Source organism: Saccharopolyspora aridisoli, from assembly GCF_004348445.1.
GTDB lineage: Bacteria > Actinomycetota > Actinomycetes > Mycobacteriales > Pseudonocardiaceae > Saccharopolyspora > Saccharopolyspora aridisoli.
The window spans coordinates 1-16,252 of sequence record NZ_SMKV01000040.1 but is presented as its reverse complement, the minus strand read 5'-3'; the positions used below and the strand labels follow the sequence as shown (position 1 = coordinate 16,252).

Below are 16,252 nucleotides of genomic sequence, written 5' to 3'. Positions count from 1 at the left end.
CGCGGGCGTGGAAAGACGGAGGAGAGATGAGCGGCCACTCCAAGTGGGCCACCACAAAGCACAAGAAGGCCGCCGTCGATGCCAAGCGCGGCAAGCTCTTCGCGAAGCTGATCAAGAACATCGAGGTCGCGGCCCGCACCGGCGGCGGTGACCCGGAGGGCAACCCGACCCTCTTCGACGCGATCCAGAAGGCCAAGAAGAGCTCGGTCCCGATGGACAACGTCGAGCGCGCGCGCAAGCGCGGAGCTGGCGAAGAGGCCGGCGGCGCCGACTGGCAGACGATCATGTACGAGGGCTACGGCCCCAACGGCGTCGCCGTGCTGGTGGAGTGCCTGACCGACAACCGCAACCGCGCGGCGGGCGAGGTCCGCACCGCCATGACCCGCAACGGCGGCTCGATGGCCGACGCGGGCTCGGTCGCGTACCTGTTCACCCGTCGCGGCGTGGTGCTGCTGCCGAAGAACGGCCTCAGCGAGGACGACGTGCTCGCGGCCGTCCTGGAGGCGGGCGCCGAGGAGATCAACGACCTCGGCGAGAGCTACGAGATCCTGTCCGACGCCTCGGACGTCGTCGACGTCCGCAAGGCGCTGCAAGCCGAAGGCATCGAGTACGACTCGGCGGAGACCAACTTCCTGGCCTCGGTCAACGTCGAGCTCGACGCCGAGGGCGCGCGCAAGATCTTCAAGCTGATCGACGCCCTCGAGGACTGCGACGACGTCCAGAACGTCTACGCCGCCTTCGACGTCAGCGACTCGGTCATGGCCGAGGTCAACGCCTGAGCTCGTCCTGCGTGGCGGTGCGGTCGACGCGCCGTCTGGATGCCGTCGCCACTCCTCGAGCATGTCGACGGGGCGTACTCGCCAGACGACGTGTCAGGGCCCGTGGCGGTGGGTGGCCCTCACGCCTGGCGGCCGCGCCGCTCGCACCCGGATCACCAAGTGCACGAACAGCTCCCCCGGCGTCCGCGGATCGGGACGTCGGGGGAGCGGTGCTTGCGTTGACGTGCAGAATGGCGCCGTGGTCGACACCGATGAATCACTGCGCAAGTGGATGGTCAACACCGCGGAGCAGCACGGCGCCGCGGTCATGCACGTCGCCGGGGACGACAGCGGCCCGGCCTACGCCTTCTCGGTCGGCGCGTGGCGCCGGTTCGGCAAGCCCGAGGTCGTGGTGATCGGGCTTCCGCAGGAGGTCGCGCACTCGGTGGTCAACACCTACGTGCAGCGGGCGGGCCAGGGCGAGCGCTTCCAGCCCGGTCAGCTCTACGAGGGCTTCCTGCACGGCTGCCCGGTGACCTTCGAGAAGATCGCGCTCCAGCACTACCCGGAGTACCTCGGCTCGGCGTTCCTGGTCTACAACGGACCGGACTTCCCGGCGGTGCAGCTCATCGCGTCGAGCCCGGAGGAAGCCAAGTTCCCGTGGCAGCCCGACGCTCCTGGCGGCTTCCGGGAGTACCAGCCGATCCTCACCGACTCCGGCCTCCCCGAATCCTGGACACCGGGCGTCGACGGCCCCTGACCCGGCCCGGCGGACCGCGTTCGCCTGCAGGGCCGCACCCACCGGATCTCCGCGTGAAGCTCAGGATCCCACTCGGCTGAGTGATGGGGAGGGCGTGTCGGGTGTGGTGCGTGAGCCTGCGTTGGTTAGGGTTCGAACGAGTGTTCTTCCGGGCTTGGTGGGTGGCGTCGTGCGCGTGTTGGGAATCGACCCGGGGTTGACCCGTTGCGGGCTCGGTGTGGTCGACGGCGGCAAGGGGCGCTCGGTCGCGTGCGTTGCCGTCGGCGTGGCGCGCAGTCCGCAGGAGGACGAGCTCGCCTCGCGGCTGATGACCGTCGCCACCGAGGTCGAGCGGTGGATGGACCTCCACGAACCACAGGTCGTGGCGATCGAGCGGGTGTTCAGCCAGCACAACGTGCGAACCGTGATGGGAACAGCGCAGGTCTCGGGCGTGGTGGCGCTAGCCGCAGCGCGCCGCGGCCTGACGGTCGCCTTCCACACGCCGAGCGAGGTCAAAGCGGCCATCAGCGGTTCCGGCCGGGCCGACAAGAAGCAGGTCACCACGATGATCACCAAGATCCTCGGGCTGGCCGAGGCGCCGAAACCGGCCGACGCGGCCGACGCGCTGGCCCTGGCCGTCTGCCACCTGTGGCGGGCGCCGATGATGGACCGGCTGGCGCAGGCGGAGGCGCGAGCCGCCGAGATGGCGCGCAACCACCGCGCGAAGCTCAAGGCGGCGCAGGAGAAGCGAGCGAGCCAGCGAGAGCAGGCCGCTCCCAACACAGGAGGCAAGACCCGATGATCTCCACGGTGCGCGGACCGGTGCTGTCGATCGGCCTCGACCACGCCGTGGTCGAGGTCGGTGGCGTCGGCATGGCGGTGCACGCCACCCCCTCAACCCTCGCCGGCCTGCGGCGCGACGAGGAAACCCGGCTGTGGACCTCGCTGATCGTGCGCGAGGACTCGCTGACCCTCTACGGCTTCGCCGACGCCGAGGCGCGTGACCTGTTCGGGCTGCTGCAGACGGCCTCGGGCGTCGGCCCCCGGCTCGCCCTGGCCACCCTCGCGGTGCTCTCGCCGGAGCAGCTGTGCACGGCCCTTGCTGACGGCAACCTCACGGTGCTCACCCAGGTCCCGGGCATCGGCAAGAAGAGCGCCGAGCGGCTGGTCCTCGAACTGCGCGACAAGGTCGGCGTCGTCGCGGGCACCACGGTCGAACCGACGGCCACCGTCGATCGCGGCCGGGTCCGCAGCGAGGTCTCCGATGCGCTTGTGGGGCTGGGCTTCTCCGCGAAGCAGGCCGATCAGACCGTGGAAGCCGTGCTGTCCAACGGCGGCGGCGACCTGGACACCTCCGCGGTGCTGCGCAAGGCGCTGGCCACCCTCGGGCCCAAGTGAGGTAGCCGATGTTCGAGGAAGAGGACTGGTCGGTGCCCGAGGACGCGGTCTCGCTGGCCCCGCACGAGGACGACGGCGAGGGCGACGTCGAGATGACGCTGCGCCCGCGCAAGCTCAGCGAGTTCGTCGGGCAGGCGCGCGTGCGCGAGCAGCTCGAACTGGTCCTGCACGGCGCGCTGCGGCGCGGCGACCAGCCCGACCACGTGCTGTTCTCCGGACCGCCCGGGCTGGGCAAGACGAGCCTGTCGATGATCATCGCCGCCGAACTGGGGTCGGCCATCCGCGTCACCTCCGGCCCCGCGCTGGAGAAGCCCGGTGATCTCGCGGCGATGCTGTCCAACCTCTCCCAGGGGGACGTGCTGTTCATCGACGAGATCCACCGGATCGCCCGCCCCGCCGAGGAGATGCTCTACCTGGCGATGGAGGACTTCCGCGTTGACATCGTCGTCGGCAAGGGGCCGGGCGCGACCAGCATCCCGCTCGAACTCGCGCCGTTCACGCTGGTCGGGGCCACCACCCGCTCGGGAGCGCTGACGGGTCCGCTGCGGGACCGGTTCGGCTTCACCGCGCACATGGAGTTCTACACCTCCGGCGAACTCGATCAGGTGGTTCGCCGCTCGGCGGGCATCCTGGGCGTGGACCTGCGCGACGACGGTGCCGCGGAGATCGCCGGCCGCTCCCGGGGCACGCCGCGCATCGCCAACCGGCTGCTGCGCCGCGTCCGCGACTACGCCGAGGTCCGCGCCGACGGTGCGGTGACCCGCGAGGTCGCGCGCGCCGCGCTGGAGGTCTACGACGTCGACGAGATGGGTCTGGACCGCCTGGACCGGGCGGTGCTGCGGGCGTTGATCAAGTCCTTCCACGGCGGGCCGGTGGGCATCTCCACGCTAGCGGTCGCGGTTGGCGAGGAGCCCACCACGGTGGAGGAGGTGTGCGAGCCTTACCTGGTCAGAGCGGGAATGCTGGCCCGCACCCCGCGAGGTCGGGTGGCCACCGCCGCCGCCTGGTTCCACCTGGGCATGACCCCTCCGGCGAACGCTCCCGGAGAGGGTCCGCCCTCCCTCTTCGCGGAGTGACCGAATGGTGACAATCCGCCGTTACGGTGGCGGCGGACCAGCTGAATGCCACGCGTCAACCTGGCACTTCCGTTGACCTGGCAGACTGGGGCTAGAACATCCGAACAAACCGGGCGCGGACTCGTTGGTTGGTCCTGTCGTGCGCCCGCTGAACGGAGCATGATGCAACTCGAATCCCTGATCCTGCCGCTGTTGATCGTCCTGCTGGCGGTGCCGCTGTTCCTGCAGGCCCGCAAGCAGAAGCGTGCGATGGCCGAGCAGCAGAAGCTGCAGAACTCGATCACCGCAGGCGACCGGGTGATGACGACCTCCGGCGTCTTCGGCACCGTCGTGTCGACCAGCGATGACACCATCGACATCGAGATCGCTCCGGGCATGACCACCACCTGGGTGCGTCAGGCCGTCCGCGAGAAGGTCGAGACCGAGGCCGCCGAGGAGTCCGCGACCGAGGAGTCCGCGACCGAGGAGACCGCGACCGAGGAGACCAAGGTCGAGGACAAGGCCGAGACCGAGGTCACCGAGTCGGCGGAGAAGCAGAAGACCAGCTGACGCGTTTGGTCGACCCCGGTGACGGGTGCCGCACGCCGGGCGCCCGCCGGGGACAACATGTCGTCATCGCGACGCGGGCACTGGAGCCAACCACTCCGGGCCCGCGTCGCTGCCGTTCGGCCACCCCATGTAGTCGCGGTTCGGTTCGGGCCTGCGAGACTGGATGGCGGTACGCGGTCGGTGGTGGCGAAGATCGCCATGAGATCGCGTCGAACGGCGGCACCCGGTACAACCGGCGGTACGTTGTCGAGGGCGAAACCGCTCGCCGCTCGCGCTCTCGGCCCCGGCCGGGTCGCGCATCCGAACTGACCCTGAACAGGAGACCTACGCACCGTGGCACCTCCGGCCGGGCAGCTGCGCCCAGGGCGTTATCTCGCGATCTTCGCGCTGATCGTGATGGCGCTGTACGCACTGGTGTTCTTCACCGGTGATGGCAAGCCCAATCCGAAACTGGGCATCGACCTGCAGGGAGGAACGCGGGTCACGCTCACCGCGCGAACCCCGGACGGGCAGCCTCCCAGCAAGGAGTCGCTGGACCAGGCGCGCCAGATCATCGAGACCCGCGTCAACGGCATGGGCATCGGCGGCTCCGAGGTCGCCCTCGACGGATCGAACCTGATCATCACCGTGCCCGGTGCGGGCGGTGAACAAGCCAAGCAGCTCGGGCAGACCGCGGAGCTGAACTTCCGCAAGGTCGCCCAGCAGCTCCCCGCCACCCAGTCCCCTGCTCCGACGGCGCCGCAGCAGGCGCAGCCGCCCGGAGACTCGGCTCGGGCGATCGAAGCCGCGAAGGCGACTCGGCAGAGCACCGATCCGAACGTGCTGATGCAGGCCGCGCAAGCGCTGGACTGCAAGGCCGAGGACCCGCTGCGCGGCAACGAGGACCCGAAGCTGCCGCTGGTCGCCTGTGACCGGGAGGGCACGGCCAAGTACATCCTCGAGCCGGTCTTCCTGGAGGGCAAGGAGATCGCTGACTCGATGGCCCAGCCGCCGAACCCGCAGGGCGGCAATCCGGGCTGGTCGGTCAGCCTCAACTTCAAGTCCGGTGGAGCCAAGACTTGGGCGGACTTCACCTCCGCGAACGTCAACCAGCAGGCCGCGTTCGTGCTGGATGGCGAGGTCGTCTCCGCGCCCTCGATCAATGAGCCGCTGCTGGGCGGCAACGCCAGCATCAGCGGCCAGTTCAACCAGCAGTCCGCCACGGACCTGGCCAACATCCTCAAGTACGGCTCGTTGCCGCTGGCCTTCGACCAGTCGGAGGCCGAGACTGTCTCGGCGACGCTGGGCATCGCCTCGCTGGAAGCGGGCCTGATCGCCGGTGGCATAGGCCTGCTGCTGGTGGCTGTGTACTGCCTGGCCTACTACCGGTTGCTGGGCATCCTGACCGTGCTGTCGCTGGTCCTGTCCGGTGGCGTGGTCTACGGGGTGCTGGTGCTGCTCGGGCGGTGGATCGGTTTCACCCTGGACCTGGCCGGAGTCGCCGGGTTCATCGTGGCCATCGGCATCACCGCTGACTCGTTCATCGTGTTCTTCGAGAGGCTCAAGGACGAGATCCGCGAGGGTCGCACCTTCCGCTCCTCGGTGCCCCGGGCATGGGTCCGGGCGCGGCGCACGATCCTGTCCGCCGACGCGGTCAGCTTCCTCGCCGCCGCGGTGCTCTACGTGCTGGCCGTCGGCCAGGTGAAGGGCTTCGCGTTCACCCTGGGCATGTCCACGGTGCTCGACCTCGTGGTGGTCTTCCTGGTCACGCACCCGCTGGTGGCGCTCGCCTCGAGGAACAAGTTCCTGTCCAAGCCGTCGGTCTCCGGGCTGGGCGCCGTGCAGCGCATCGGCAACCGGAACCGCGCCGCGCGCAAGGCCGCCGCGACCACCTCCAAGGAGGCGTGAAGGTGACGACTCCTGAAACCGAAGGGGCCCAGAAGCGCGAGAGCGTCTTCCACCGGCTCTACACCGGTACCGGTGCCTTCGACATCATCGGCAAGCGTTCCCGCTGGTACATCGCGCTCGGTCTGCTGGTGCTGCTGTGCATCGGCGCGATCGGGTTCAAGGGGTTCAACCTCGGCATCGACTTCGAGGGCGGCACCAAGATCTCCGTGCCCGCGGTCGGCGCCCAGGGCCCGATCGAGACGGACGCGGTGCAGTCCGCCTTCAGCGAGGCGATCGGGCACCCGGCCGAGACTGTCCAGGTCGTCGGTGCCGGTGCGAACCAGAGCATCCAGGTCAGGTCCTCGTCGCTGACGGTGGACCAGGTCATGGAGGCCAAGCAGGAGATCTTCAACCAGGTCCAGCCGCTGGACGGGACGGGCAAGCCCAGCCAGCAGGTGCTCAGCGACAGCGCGGTCTCCGGCACCTGGGGCGGGGAGATCACCACCCAGGCGCTGCTCGCGCTCGGCGTGTTCCTGGTGCTGGTGACGATCTTCCTCGCGTTCTACTTCGAGAAGTGGATGGCGGTCGCGGCACTCGCCGCGCTGCTGCACGACGTCGTGGTCACGGCCGGCATCTACTCGCTGGTGGGCTTCGAGGTCACGCCGAGCACCGTGATCGGTCTGCTGACGATCCTCGGGTTCTCGCTGTACGACACCGTGGTGGTCTTCGACAAGGTCAAGGAGAACACCCGGGGCCTGCTGAGCATGACCCGCCGCACCTACCCGGAGGCGGCGAACCTGGCCGTCAACCAGACGCTGATGCGCTCGATCAACACCTCGGTCATCGCTCTGCTGCCGGTGCTCGGCCTGCTCGTGGTCGGTGCCGGACTGCTCGGCGTCGGCGTGCTGCGCGACCTGGCGCTGGTGCAGCTGGTCGGCATGATCACCGGCGTCGTCTCCTCGATCTACCTCGCGACGCCGTTGCTGGTGGACCTGAAGATGAGCGAGTCGAAGTACCGCTCGCACGCCAAGAAGGTCGAGCAGCGCCGGGCCAAGGCCGCCGCCCGCGAGGCGGGCGAGGACGTCCCGGAGGAGCCCAAGCGCCCGGTCCCGGCCGGTGCGACGACGCGGCAGCAGCCCGCGGCGCGCCCGGCGGGCAAGGCCGCGCGGCCCAGCGGAAAGCGACGTCGTTGATGCCTGAGGAAGTCACCGCCGGCGTCGAAGTGGTGGACGGCGACGACGTCGCCCTCAACAGCGCGGTCCGGCTGATCCGGGAGGTCCCCGACTTCCCGGAGCCGGGCGTGCTGTTCCGCGACATCAGCCCGATGCTCGCCGATCCGGCGGCGTTGCGGGCGATCACCGACGCGCTGGGCCGGGGGCTGGAGTTCGACGTCGTCGCCGGCGTCGAGGCCCGCGGCTTCCTGCTCGGCGCCGCCGTCGCCCAGGCGTTCGGCACGGGGGTGATCGGCCTGCGCAAGCCCGGCAAGCTGCCGGAGGTCGCCGACCGCATCTCCTACGAGCTGGAGTACGGCCACGCGACGTTGGAGCTGCCCGCCGACGCCCTGCGTGCAGGACAGCGGGCCCTGGTCGTGGACGACGTGCTGGCCACCGGAGGCACCCTGGGTGCCGCGTGCCGGCTGATCCGCCAGGCGGGTGCCGAGGTCACCGCGGCCACGGTCGTGATGGAGCTCACCGCCTTGGAAGGGCGGGACAAGATCGTCGACGTGCACGTCCGCGCCTTGCTGCGATCCTGATCCGGACGCTGCCCACCAGCAGCGTCACAACGGTCGGTGATCGGTTCGGCTGAATTCCCAAGGTCATCTCGACTGCAGAAGGTGACCGTTGGGCGTATCGACCACCACACCAGGGATGGGTCGTTGACCCGTCGGCGTTATTCTCAGTGTCCGGGTCCCCCGGACCTGGGACTAAGCAACGCCTGAGCCCGGGAGCGTGCGGTGAGCCACCACGTTGATTCTCCTGCCTCGGCAACCGATCCGGTTGCCGAGCCGCGTGCGACCTCGGCCACGCGCCGAGTCCGCGCCAGGCTGGCGAGGAGGATCACCGCTCAGCGCGCCGCCCAGGTCAAGCAGGTCCTGGAACCGCTGGCCGTCGTCCACCGCGAATTGCACCCGCAGGCCGACCTGACGCTTCTGCAACGCGCCTACGACGTCGCCGAGGAGAAGCACCGCAGCCAGAAGCGCAAGTCGGGCGACCCCTACATCACCCACCCGCTGGCCGTGGCCACGATCCTGGCCGAGCTCGGCATGGACACGACCACGCTGGTCGCGGGGCTGCTGCACGACACCGTCGAGGACACCGACTACTCGCTGGAGCGACTCGGGTCCGACTTCGGTGACGAGGTCGCCCACCTGGTCGACGGCGTCACGAAGCTCGACAAGGTCAAGCTGGGCGCGGCGGCCGAGGCCGAGACCATCCGCAAGATGATCATCGCGATGGCCCGGGACCCCCGGGTGCTGGTGATCAAGCTGTCGGACCGGCTGCACAACATGCGCACGATGCGCTTCCTGCCCCCGGAGAAGCAGGCCCGCAAGGCCCGCGAGACCCTCGAAGTGCTCGCGCCGCTGGCGCACCGGCTCGGGATGGCCACGATCAAGTGGGAGCTGGAGGACCTGGCCTTCGCCATCCTGCAGCCCAAGAAGTACGACGAGATCGTGCGCCTGGTCGCCAACCGCGCCCCCTCGCGCGACACCTACCTGCGCACCGTGATCGACGAGCTGTCCACGCAGCTCGACGCCGCCCGGCTGGCCGCCAAGGTCGAGGGCAGGCCCAAGCACTACTACTCGATCCACCAGAAGATGATCGTCCGCGGTCGCGACTTCGACGACATCCACGACCTGGTGGGCGTGCGGATCCTGGTCGACGAGATCCGCGACTGCTACGCGGCGATGGGCGTGGTGCACGCGCTGTGGCAACCCATGCCCGGCCGGTTCAAGGACTACATCGCCCAGCCGCGCTTCGGCGTCTACCAGTCGCTGCACACCACGGTCATCGGCCCGGAGGGCAAGCCCCTCGAAGTGCAGATCCGCACCCGCGAGATGCACCGGACCGCCGAGTACGGCATCGCCGCGCACTGGCGCTACAAGGAGACCAAGGGCCGCAACAGCGGCGGCGGTGTCGAGGTCGACGAGATGGCCTGGATGCGCCAGCTGCTGGACTGGCAGCGCGAGGCCGCAGACCCGGGCGAGTTCCTGGAGTCGCTGCGCTACGACCTGGCCACTCGCGAGATCTTCGTCTTCACGCCCAAGGGCGATGTGATCACGCTGCCGTCCGGCTCGACACCGGTCGACTTCGCCTACGCCGTGCACACCGAGGTCGGGCACCGCTGCATCGGCTCGCGGGTCAACGGCCGGCTCGTGGCGCTGGAGCGCAAGCTGGAGAACGGCGAGGTCGTCGAGATCTTCACCTCCAAGGCGGAGGGGTCCGGCCCGAGCCGCGACTGGCTGTCGTTCGTCGCCTCGCCGCGCGCGAAGGCCAAGATCAAGCAGTGGTTCGCCAAGGAGCGCCGCGAAGAGGCCATCGAGTCCGGCAAGGAGCTGATCACCAAGGAGATCCGGCGTCTCGGACTCCCGGTGCAGCGCCTGGTCTCCGCTGAGGCGCTGGGGGCCGTCGCCCGCGAGCTGCACTACGTCGACGTCACCGCCCTGTACGCGGCGGTGGGGGAGAAGCAGCTCTCCGCGCAGCACCTCGTGCAGCAGCTGGTGCAGCACATCGGCGGACCCGAGCAGGCCGCCGACCAGATCGCCGAGCGCTCAACGCCGTCCACCTTGGAGGGCGGTGGAAAGCGGCGCAGCAGCGGCGATTCCGGCGTGGTGGTCAAGGACGCCGGTGACGTGTGGGCGAAGCTCGCCCGCTGCTGCACCCCGGTTCCCGGCGACGAGATCCTGGGCTTCGTCACCCGCGGCGGCTGGGTCAGCGTGCACCGCACCGACTGCACCAACGCCGACGACCTGCGCAAGACGCCGGAACGCCTGGTGGAGGTGCACTGGGCGCCGTCGTCGTCCTCGGTGTTCCTGGTCGCCATCCAGGTCGAGGCCCTCGACCGCCACCGCCTGCTCTCCGACGTCACCAAGGTCCTCGCCGACGAGCGCGTCAACATCCTCTCGGCCTCGGTCACCACCTCGAAGGACCGGGTGGCGGTCAGCCGCTTCTCCTTCGAGATGGGCGACCCCAAGCACCTCGGCCACGTCCTCAAGGCGGTCCGCAACATCGAAGGCGTCTACGACGTCTACCGAGTCACCTCGGCCACCTGACCCCTGCCCGGACCGGTCCAATGCCGACCACCCGAGTCCACCGGACCTGACCTGACCGAAACCGGGCGTCGTGTCCCGCCAAGCAGCGGTCTCACGTCCCCTACCCGGATTTCAATGGAGATCAGGACCCCGATTCCAATGGAAGTCCGGTTCCCGATTTCCACTGAAGACCGGTCATCGCAGCGGAAGGGGCACCGTTCCGGGTGGAACGGTGCCCCTGTTCGCATCGGGTCCCTGCAGGGTCTCCGGGTCAGGCTTGGACGTTGATCTTGTTGAAGGTGACCTGCTCGTGCGGGTGGCCACCGCCCGCAGAGGAGTCGAAGGCGCCGTCGTGGCCCGCGCGAGCGACGCCGTCGATGACCTCCAGGCCCTCGGGGGAGATCGTGCCGAAGACGGTGTAGTCCGGCGAGAGCTGGGCGTCGCCGAAGACCATGAAGAACTGGCTGCCGTTGGTGTTCGGACCCGAGTTCGCCATCGCCAGGTAGCCGCGGCCGTACTTCAGCTCCGGGAACGTCTCGTCGTCGAAGGCGTAGCCGGGACCGCCGGAGCCCTGCCCGGTCGGGTCACCGCACTGCAGCATCTGCAGACCCTCGGTGCTGATCCGATGGCAGTTGGTGCCTTCGTAGAACGACTGCTTGGCCAGGCTGATGAAGCTGTTCACGGTGCAGGGGGCCAGCGAGCGGTCCAGGGTCAGCGGGATGTTGCCCTGGTTGGTCTCGATGGTGGCCTGCACGGTGCCCTTCGAGGACACCTCGCCGTTGGCCGGCGGCTGCACCGGCTTGCTCGCCTGACCGTCCGGGCGGTAGGTGCACGAGACGGGGTCGGCCAGCGGGGCCGGACGGGTCGGCGGCGGAGCCAGCTCGGTCGGGATGTTGACCTGCGGCTGCGGCGGCTGCTGCTCGGCCGCGGGCGCGCTGCCGCTGCGGCTGAAGTAGAAGACGCCAACCACGATCGCGATGACCACCACGATCGTCGCCCCGATGGTGATCACCCGGCGTCGCTTGGCCTGCTCCTCACGGCGCTGCATCTGGCGTTCGAGCTTCCGTTTGGCCGCCTGACGACGCTGCTCGTTGCTGGGCACTTGCTCCCCTCCCCGCACTCCATGATCTGATGTTGTGCAGCGGAGTTTATGAGGTGCCCCGGGACCGCTTCCTGAGAGCCCATGCCGGTGTGCGCAGGCGGATCGGCGGCGGACGATAATCTAGGGATGCCATTCGGCTGTGCATCCTCGACGAAAGGCCCTTCTGACGTGCTTGTCCTCGGCTTCCCGGTAGGACCGCTGCAGGCGAACTGCTACGTGCTGGCCCGCGGTGAGGGCGAAGCCTGCGTCGTCGTCGACCCCGGGCAGGACGCCGTCGAGCCGTTGAACGAGCAGCTGGCCAAGCACCGGCTCACGCCTGCCGCCGTGCTGCTGACGCACGGGCACTTCGACCACGTGCTCTCGGCCGCGCAGATCTGCGCCGAGCACGACGTCCCCGCCCACATCCACCCCGTCGACCGGTTCATGCTCGCCGACCCGGGTGCGGCGCTGGGGCCCGCGGGCCGCCAGCTCTTCGGCGACGGCATCAGCGGTGACGAGCCCGCCGAGGTCCGCGAGATCGCCGACGGCGACGTGCTGGAGCTGGCGGGGCTGCGCTTCGACGTCACGCACACCCCGGGCCATACCGGCGGGTCGGTGCTGTTCGGCGTCGGTGCAGAGGAGGGCGGGCGGCTGCTGCTGTCCGGCGACACCCTCTTCGCCGGCGCCATCGGGCGCACCGATCTACCCGGTGGCGACCACGGCGAGATGCTCGAGTCGCTGAGCACCCAGGTGCTGCCGTTGGACGACGAGACCGTCGTGCTGCCGGGCCACGGACCGACCACCACCATCGGGCGCGAGCGCGCGGGCAACCCGTTCCTGCAGGAACTGCCCGCATCTGACGCCCACTGACGAGGACGAATCGCGAACCTGATGAGCACGTTCAACGCCCCCAAGGGCATTCCGGAGTACTTCCCGCCGGACTCGGCGGGCTTCCTCGCGGTGCGCGACACCCTGGCCGACGCCGCGCGTCGCGCCGGGTACGGCTACGTCGAGCTGCCGCTGTTCGAGGAGACCTCGCTGTTCGCGCGCGGTGTCGGCGAGTCGACCGACGTGGTCAGCAAGGAGATGTACACCTTCGCCGACCGGGGCGGTCGTTCGGTGACGCTGCGCCCGGAGGGCACGGCCGGCGTGATGCGCTCGGTCATCGAGAACGGCCTCGACCGGGGCCAGCTGCCGGTGAAGCTGTACTACAGCGGCTCTTTCTTCCGCTACGAGCGCCCGCAGGCCGGTCGCTACCGGCAGCTGCAGCAGGTCGGCGTGGAGGCCATCGGTGTGGACGACCCGGCGCTGGACGCCGAGGTCATCGCGATCGCCGACGAGGGCTACCGGCGGCTGGGCCTGACCGGGCACCGCATCGAGCTGACCTCGTTGGGCGACGCCACCTGCCGTCCCACCTACCGCGCCAAGCTGCAGGAGTTCTTGCGTGGCCTGCCGCTGGACGAGGACACGAAGCGTCGCGCCGAGCTCAACCCGCTGCGGGTGCTCGACGACAAGCGTGCCGAGGTTCGCGAGATGGTCGCCGACGCGCCGCTGATGGTCGACCACCTCTCGGCCGAGGCCAAGGATCACTACGAGTCGGTCAAGGCGCACCTGGTGGACCTCGGCGTGGCGTTCGTGGAGAACCCGCGGCTGGTGCGCGGTCTGGACTACTACACCAAGACGACGTTCGAGTTCGTCCACGACGGGCTCGGCGCGCAGTCCGGCATCGGCGGCGGTGGTCGCTACGACGGGCTGATGGCCGAGCTGGGAGGCCAGGAGCTGTCCGGCATCGGCTTCGGCCTCGGCGTGGACCGCACGCTGCTGGCCTGCCAGGCCGAGGGGCTGTCGGTCGGTGACCAGTCGCGGTGCGACGTCTACTGCGTCCCGATGGGCGAGACGGCCAAGCGCAAGCTGGTCGCCGCCACCGGCGGGCTGCGCGCGCACGGCGTGCGGGTCGACATCGCCTACGGCGGCAAGGGCCTCAAGGGCGCGATGAAGGCCGCCGACCGCTCCGGCGCCCGCTTCGCTCTGGTGCTGGGCGAGCGCGACCTGGAATCCGGCAGCGCGCAGCTCAAGGAGCTGGCCACCGGTGAGCAGCGCGCGGTGTCGCTGGAGTCGTTGGTCGACGACGTGCGTGCGGCGGTCGCGGAGGGCCGATGAGCGAAGTCGAGGCGGTGCCGCTGAACCTGCTGGACCGGCGCACCGTGCGGGTCCGGGCCCGCAACGTGGCGATTGCGGCGGTCATCGTGGCCGCAGCGTTCGGCGGCATCGTCAGCGTGTTCGCCGGGCCGGTCGGTTTCGCGACGACGCTGGTGATCGTCGCGGTGCCGCTGTTGCTGCTGGCCTGGACCGAGTCGCGCAAGACCATCACGCTGCGCGGGCACGAGGTCGTGGCCCGCGCCCTGGGCAGCAGGGTGGTCGACGTGCACAAGGCGACGCGGCTGGAGCTGTTCGTCACCGACCTGCGCGGTGCCCGCACCATCAACGTGCTCATCGGTGGTGCCCCCAAGGGCAAGGCGATCAGCGTCTCGCTGGCCATGTACGCCGGGACCGGTGGCCGCGAGCTGGGGATCTACGCGTTGCGCCGCCTCGCCGACGCCCTGGCGGGCAACGAGGACACCCGCGGTCTGGTGCTCTCCCAGCTGGTCGTCGCGCAGCTCCGCGCGGAGGCCAGGGGTGAGGCCCCACCGAACCGGCCCCTCTACCAGCTCGCGTCCCTCGCGCCTCAGGGCCGCATGGCCCAGCGCCTCCAGCCGGAGGCGGTCTCGAAGTTCGTCGCCACCCTCTGACCCTCGTGGGGATGCAGGGTGACGTTCAGGCGCGGTTGAGGGCTGTGATGAGGAGCTGGGCCGTCTGGTCGAGTCGGGCCGTGGTCTTGGTGAGGGCTTCCACGTCCGGTTCGAGGACGCGGAGATCGCAGGCGAGCTGGACGACCTGCTCGTGCAGGAATCGCAGCTGGTCGGCGGTCGGGCCCAGGTCGTTCGTGCCGTCGGCGAGCTCGCGCAGCGCGTCCCGCGTCTCGGCGAGGGTGTCGGACAGCGGTCCGATCCGTTCCAGCGCGACCACCAGGCGCGGCAGGGCGTGGATCGCGGCGAGCACGGCCGTCGCCTCGCGGAGCACCGCTCCGCCGAGGGACGTCAGGCCCCCGAGCAGGCGGCCGGGGACGTCCAGGACGCTGCCGAATGTGGGTAACGGCGTGGGCATGCCCGCCAGTCTGCGGCAGGTCGCCCGCAACGCGCAGCCCTACCTACTACCAGCTCTACCCGGACGTCGCCGCTTCTTCGCCCGTTCGGCACCCGCTTCGCCAGGCTGTTCGGCGGGTTCCTGGACGGCCACCAGCGCTGCGATGGCCGTCGTGATGGGCACCGCCGCGACCAGGCCGACGCTGCCGACGAGGGTGCGCACGACTTCCTGCGCCACGGCCTGCGAGCTGACGACCTCGCCGAAGGTGCGGCCGGAGAGGGTGTAGGCCAGCAGCATCGGCAGCGCCGCGCCCGCGTAGGCCAGCACCAGCGTGTTGACCGCCGAGGACACGTGGTCGCGACCGATGCGCAAACCCGCCCCGTAGAGCTGCCGCCAGGACAACGCCGGGTTGGCCGCTCGCAGCTCCCACACGGCGCTGGTCTGGGTGACGGTCACGTCGTCGAGGACGCCGAGAGCGCCGATGACGATGCCGGCCAGCAGCAGACCGCGCGCGTCGATGGGTGCGCCCAGCGCCCCGATCAGGCTGGAGGTGTTCTCGTCCAGCCCCGTCAGACTGGTGGCGGCCGAGAACGCGGTGCTCAGGACGCCGATGAGCGCCAGGCTCAGCAGCGTGCCGAGCACGGCGGTCGAGGTCCGCGCGGAGAACCCGTGCGTGAGGTACAGCACGATGAACATGATCAGTCCGGCGCCGACGACCGCCACCAGCAGCGGGTCCTCACCGGCGAGGATCGCGGGGAGCACGAATCCGACCAGCATCACCAGGCTCAGGCCCAGACCGACGAGCGCGGCCAATCCCTGCCAGCGGCCGAGCACGAGGACGGCGGCGGCGAACACGAGCGCCAGCAGCGTCAGCGGCATGCCGCGCTGGAAGTCCACGACCTGGAACGACGTCGGGTCGTCGGGGTTCTCCCCTGCGTAGGAGAGCACCACCTGGTCGCCGACGGCGAAGCGCGGGCTGCCCGGGTCGGTGGGCACGACCTGCTCGATGGTCTGGTTCGCCCGCGGCCCGTCCTGCATCTTCACGGCGAGCTGGACGCAGCCCTGACCGGCCTCGCCCTCGCTGCACGAGGTGGCTCCGGCGGAGATGACCTCGCCGTTGACCGGGGACTGCCCGAACCCGAGGTCGGCGCCGGTCTTCTGGTCGTGACCCCACGGGTAGAGCATGAAGATCCCGACGACCGCGGCCAGCGCGAACGGGATCAGCAGGAATGCCAGCAGTCGCTTGACGTGCGTCGAAGCGGGGGCGGCCGGGCCGTGCCCGTGCCCGTGACCGGCGTGTTCTTCGCGCCGCCGGTGGGAGCGCGGTTCCTCCGGCGGCGCGAAGAACACGCC

16 protein-coding genes are annotated in these 16,252 nt (G+C 69.9%); 13 read left to right on the top strand and 3 right to left on the bottom strand.

Annotated features, from left to right (window positions below; translation table 11 throughout):
* The first annotated feature begins 26 nt into the window (after positions 1 to 26).
* The 10 genes from E1161_RS23195 to E1161_RS23150 all read left to right on the top strand — a co-directional run bounded on the left by E1161_RS23195 (position 27) and on the right by E1161_RS23150 (position 10,656).
* On the top strand, positions 27 to 779 hold the full coding sequence (locus E1161_RS23195) for a YebC/PmpR family DNA-binding transcriptional regulator (protein WP_132626746.1): 753 nt from the start codon (positions 27 to 29) through the stop codon (positions 777 to 779).
* Between the two features lie 271 nt (positions 780 to 1,050).
* A complete protein-coding gene (locus tag E1161_RS23190) occupies positions 1,051 to 1,518 on the top strand; it encodes a DUF4262 domain-containing protein (protein ID WP_132626792.1) in 468 nt (155 codons plus the stop codon).
* 169 nt (positions 1,519 to 1,687) lie between these two features.
* The gene (gene ruvC, locus E1161_RS23185; protein ID WP_132626744.1) at positions 1,688 to 2,299 is read left to right on the top strand and encodes a crossover junction endodeoxyribonuclease RuvC; all 612 of its coding nucleotides are present in this window, start codon (positions 1,688 to 1,690) and stop codon (positions 2,297 to 2,299) included.
* On the top strand, positions 2,296 to 2,895 hold the full coding sequence (ruvA, locus tag E1161_RS23180) for a Holliday junction branch migration protein RuvA (RefSeq protein ID WP_132626742.1): 600 nt from the start codon (positions 2,296 to 2,298) through the stop codon (positions 2,893 to 2,895). The genes ruvC and ruvA overlap by 4 nt, the downstream gene beginning before the upstream one ends.
* 8 nt (positions 2,896 to 2,903) lie before the next feature.
* On the top strand, positions 2,904 to 3,971 hold the full coding sequence (gene ruvB / locus E1161_RS23175) for a Holliday junction branch migration DNA helicase RuvB (RefSeq protein ID WP_132626740.1): 1,068 nt from the start codon (positions 2,904 to 2,906) through the stop codon (positions 3,969 to 3,971).
* A 162-nt stretch (positions 3,972 to 4,133) separates the two neighbouring features.
* Positions 4,134 to 4,520 (top strand): preprotein translocase subunit YajC, encoded by a 387-nt coding sequence (gene yajC, locus E1161_RS23170; protein ID WP_132626738.1) that lies wholly within the window; start codon positions 4,134 to 4,136, stop codon positions 4,518 to 4,520.
* 333 nt (positions 4,521 to 4,853) lie between these two features.
* Positions 4,854 to 6,407, top strand: coding sequence for a protein translocase subunit SecD (gene secD, locus E1161_RS23165; RefSeq protein WP_132626736.1), 1,554 nt, complete (start codon positions 4,854 to 4,856; stop codon positions 6,405 to 6,407).
* Positions 6,404 to 7,579 carry a protein translocase subunit SecF gene (gene secF / locus E1161_RS23160; protein ID WP_132626734.1) on the top strand — a complete coding sequence of 392 codons (1,176 nt, stop codon included), beginning with the start codon at positions 6,404 to 6,406 and terminating at the stop codon, positions 7,577 to 7,579. The genes secD and secF overlap by 4 nt, the downstream gene beginning before the upstream one ends.
* On the top strand, positions 7,579 to 8,139 hold the full coding sequence (locus E1161_RS23155) for an adenine phosphoribosyltransferase (protein WP_132626732.1): 561 nt from the start codon (positions 7,579 to 7,581) through the stop codon (positions 8,137 to 8,139). The genes secF and E1161_RS23155 overlap by 1 nt, the downstream gene beginning before the upstream one ends.
* A 201-nt stretch (positions 8,140 to 8,340) precedes the next feature.
* Positions 8,341 to 10,656 (top strand): RelA/SpoT family protein, encoded by a 2,316-nt coding sequence (locus E1161_RS23150; RefSeq protein ID WP_132626730.1) that lies wholly within the window; start codon positions 8,341 to 8,343, stop codon positions 10,654 to 10,656.
* A 250-nt stretch (positions 10,657 to 10,906) separates the two neighbouring features.
* Here E1161_RS23150 and E1161_RS23145 read toward each other — a convergent pair whose 3' ends face one another.
* Positions 10,907 to 11,737 carry a peptidylprolyl isomerase gene (locus E1161_RS23145; protein WP_132626728.1) on the bottom strand — a complete coding sequence of 277 codons (831 nt, stop codon included), beginning with the start codon at positions 11,735 to 11,737 and terminating at the stop codon, positions 10,907 to 10,909.
* Positions 11,738 to 11,905: 168 nt separating this feature from the next.
* Between E1161_RS23145 and E1161_RS23140 the strand changes: the two genes are divergently transcribed.
* From E1161_RS23140 to E1161_RS23130, 3 genes are read left to right on the top strand one after another with little or no spacing between them, the layout of a single operon-like run.
* Positions 11,906 to 12,586: an MBL fold metallo-hydrolase gene (locus E1161_RS23140; RefSeq protein ID WP_132626726.1), complete on the top strand. Its 681-nt coding sequence runs from the start codon at positions 11,906 to 11,908 to the stop codon at positions 12,584 to 12,586.
* 21 nt (positions 12,587 to 12,607) lie between these two features.
* Positions 12,608 to 13,876 (top strand): histidine--tRNA ligase, encoded by a 1,269-nt coding sequence (gene hisS, locus E1161_RS23135; protein WP_132626724.1) that lies wholly within the window; start codon positions 12,608 to 12,610, stop codon positions 13,874 to 13,876.
* Positions 13,873 to 14,505 carry a hypothetical protein gene (locus tag E1161_RS23130; protein ID WP_132626722.1) on the top strand — a complete coding sequence of 211 codons (633 nt, stop codon included), beginning with the start codon at positions 13,873 to 13,875 and terminating at the stop codon, positions 14,503 to 14,505. Before hisS ends, E1161_RS23130 begins: the two co-directional genes overlap by 4 nt.
* Positions 14,506 to 14,530: 25 nt before the next feature.
* Here the strand turns inward: E1161_RS23130 and E1161_RS23125 are convergent, their stop codons facing one another.
* Positions 14,531 to 14,920: a hypothetical protein gene (locus E1161_RS23125; RefSeq protein ID WP_132626720.1), complete on the bottom strand. Its 390-nt coding sequence runs from the start codon at positions 14,918 to 14,920 to the stop codon at positions 14,531 to 14,533.
* 39 nt (positions 14,921 to 14,959) lie between these two features.
* Positions 14,960 to 16,249 (bottom strand): YibE/F family protein, encoded by a 1,290-nt coding sequence (locus E1161_RS23120; RefSeq protein WP_207920365.1) that lies wholly within the window; start codon positions 16,247 to 16,249, stop codon positions 14,960 to 14,962.
* Positions 16,250 to 16,252 lie beyond the last annotated feature (3 nt).

What these genes read in the sequence shown, in the direction of transcription:
- E1161_RS23195 (WP_132626746.1), top strand. Translation starts at nt 27, where the DNA reads ATGAGCGGCCACTCCAAGTGGGCCACCACAAAGCACAAGAAGGCCGCC.
- E1161_RS23190 (WP_132626792.1), top strand. Translation starts at nt 1,051, where the DNA reads ATGGTCAACACCGCGGAGCAGCACGGCGCCGCGGTCATGCACGTCGCC.
- ruvA (WP_132626742.1), top strand. Translation starts at nt 2,296, where the DNA reads ATGATCTCCACGGTGCGCGGACCGGTGCTGTCGATCGGCCTCGACCAC.
- ruvB (WP_132626740.1), top strand. Translation starts at nt 2,904, where the DNA reads ATGTTCGAGGAAGAGGACTGGTCGGTGCCCGAGGACGCGGTCTCGCTG.
- yajC (WP_132626738.1), top strand. Translation starts at nt 4,134, where the DNA reads ATGCAACTCGAATCCCTGATCCTGCCGCTGTTGATCGTCCTGCTGGCG.
- E1161_RS23155 (WP_132626732.1), top strand. Translation starts at nt 7,579, where the DNA reads ATGCCTGAGGAAGTCACCGCCGGCGTCGAAGTGGTGGACGGCGACGAC.
- hisS (WP_132626724.1), top strand. Translation starts at nt 12,608, where the DNA reads ATGAGCACGTTCAACGCCCCCAAGGGCATTCCGGAGTACTTCCCGCCG.
- E1161_RS23130 (WP_132626722.1), top strand. Translation starts at nt 13,873, where the DNA reads ATGAGCGAAGTCGAGGCGGTGCCGCTGAACCTGCTGGACCGGCGCACC.
- E1161_RS23125 (WP_132626720.1), bottom strand. Translation starts at nt 14,920, where the DNA reads ATGCCCACGCCGTTACCCACATTCGGCAGCGTCCTGGACGTCCCCGGC.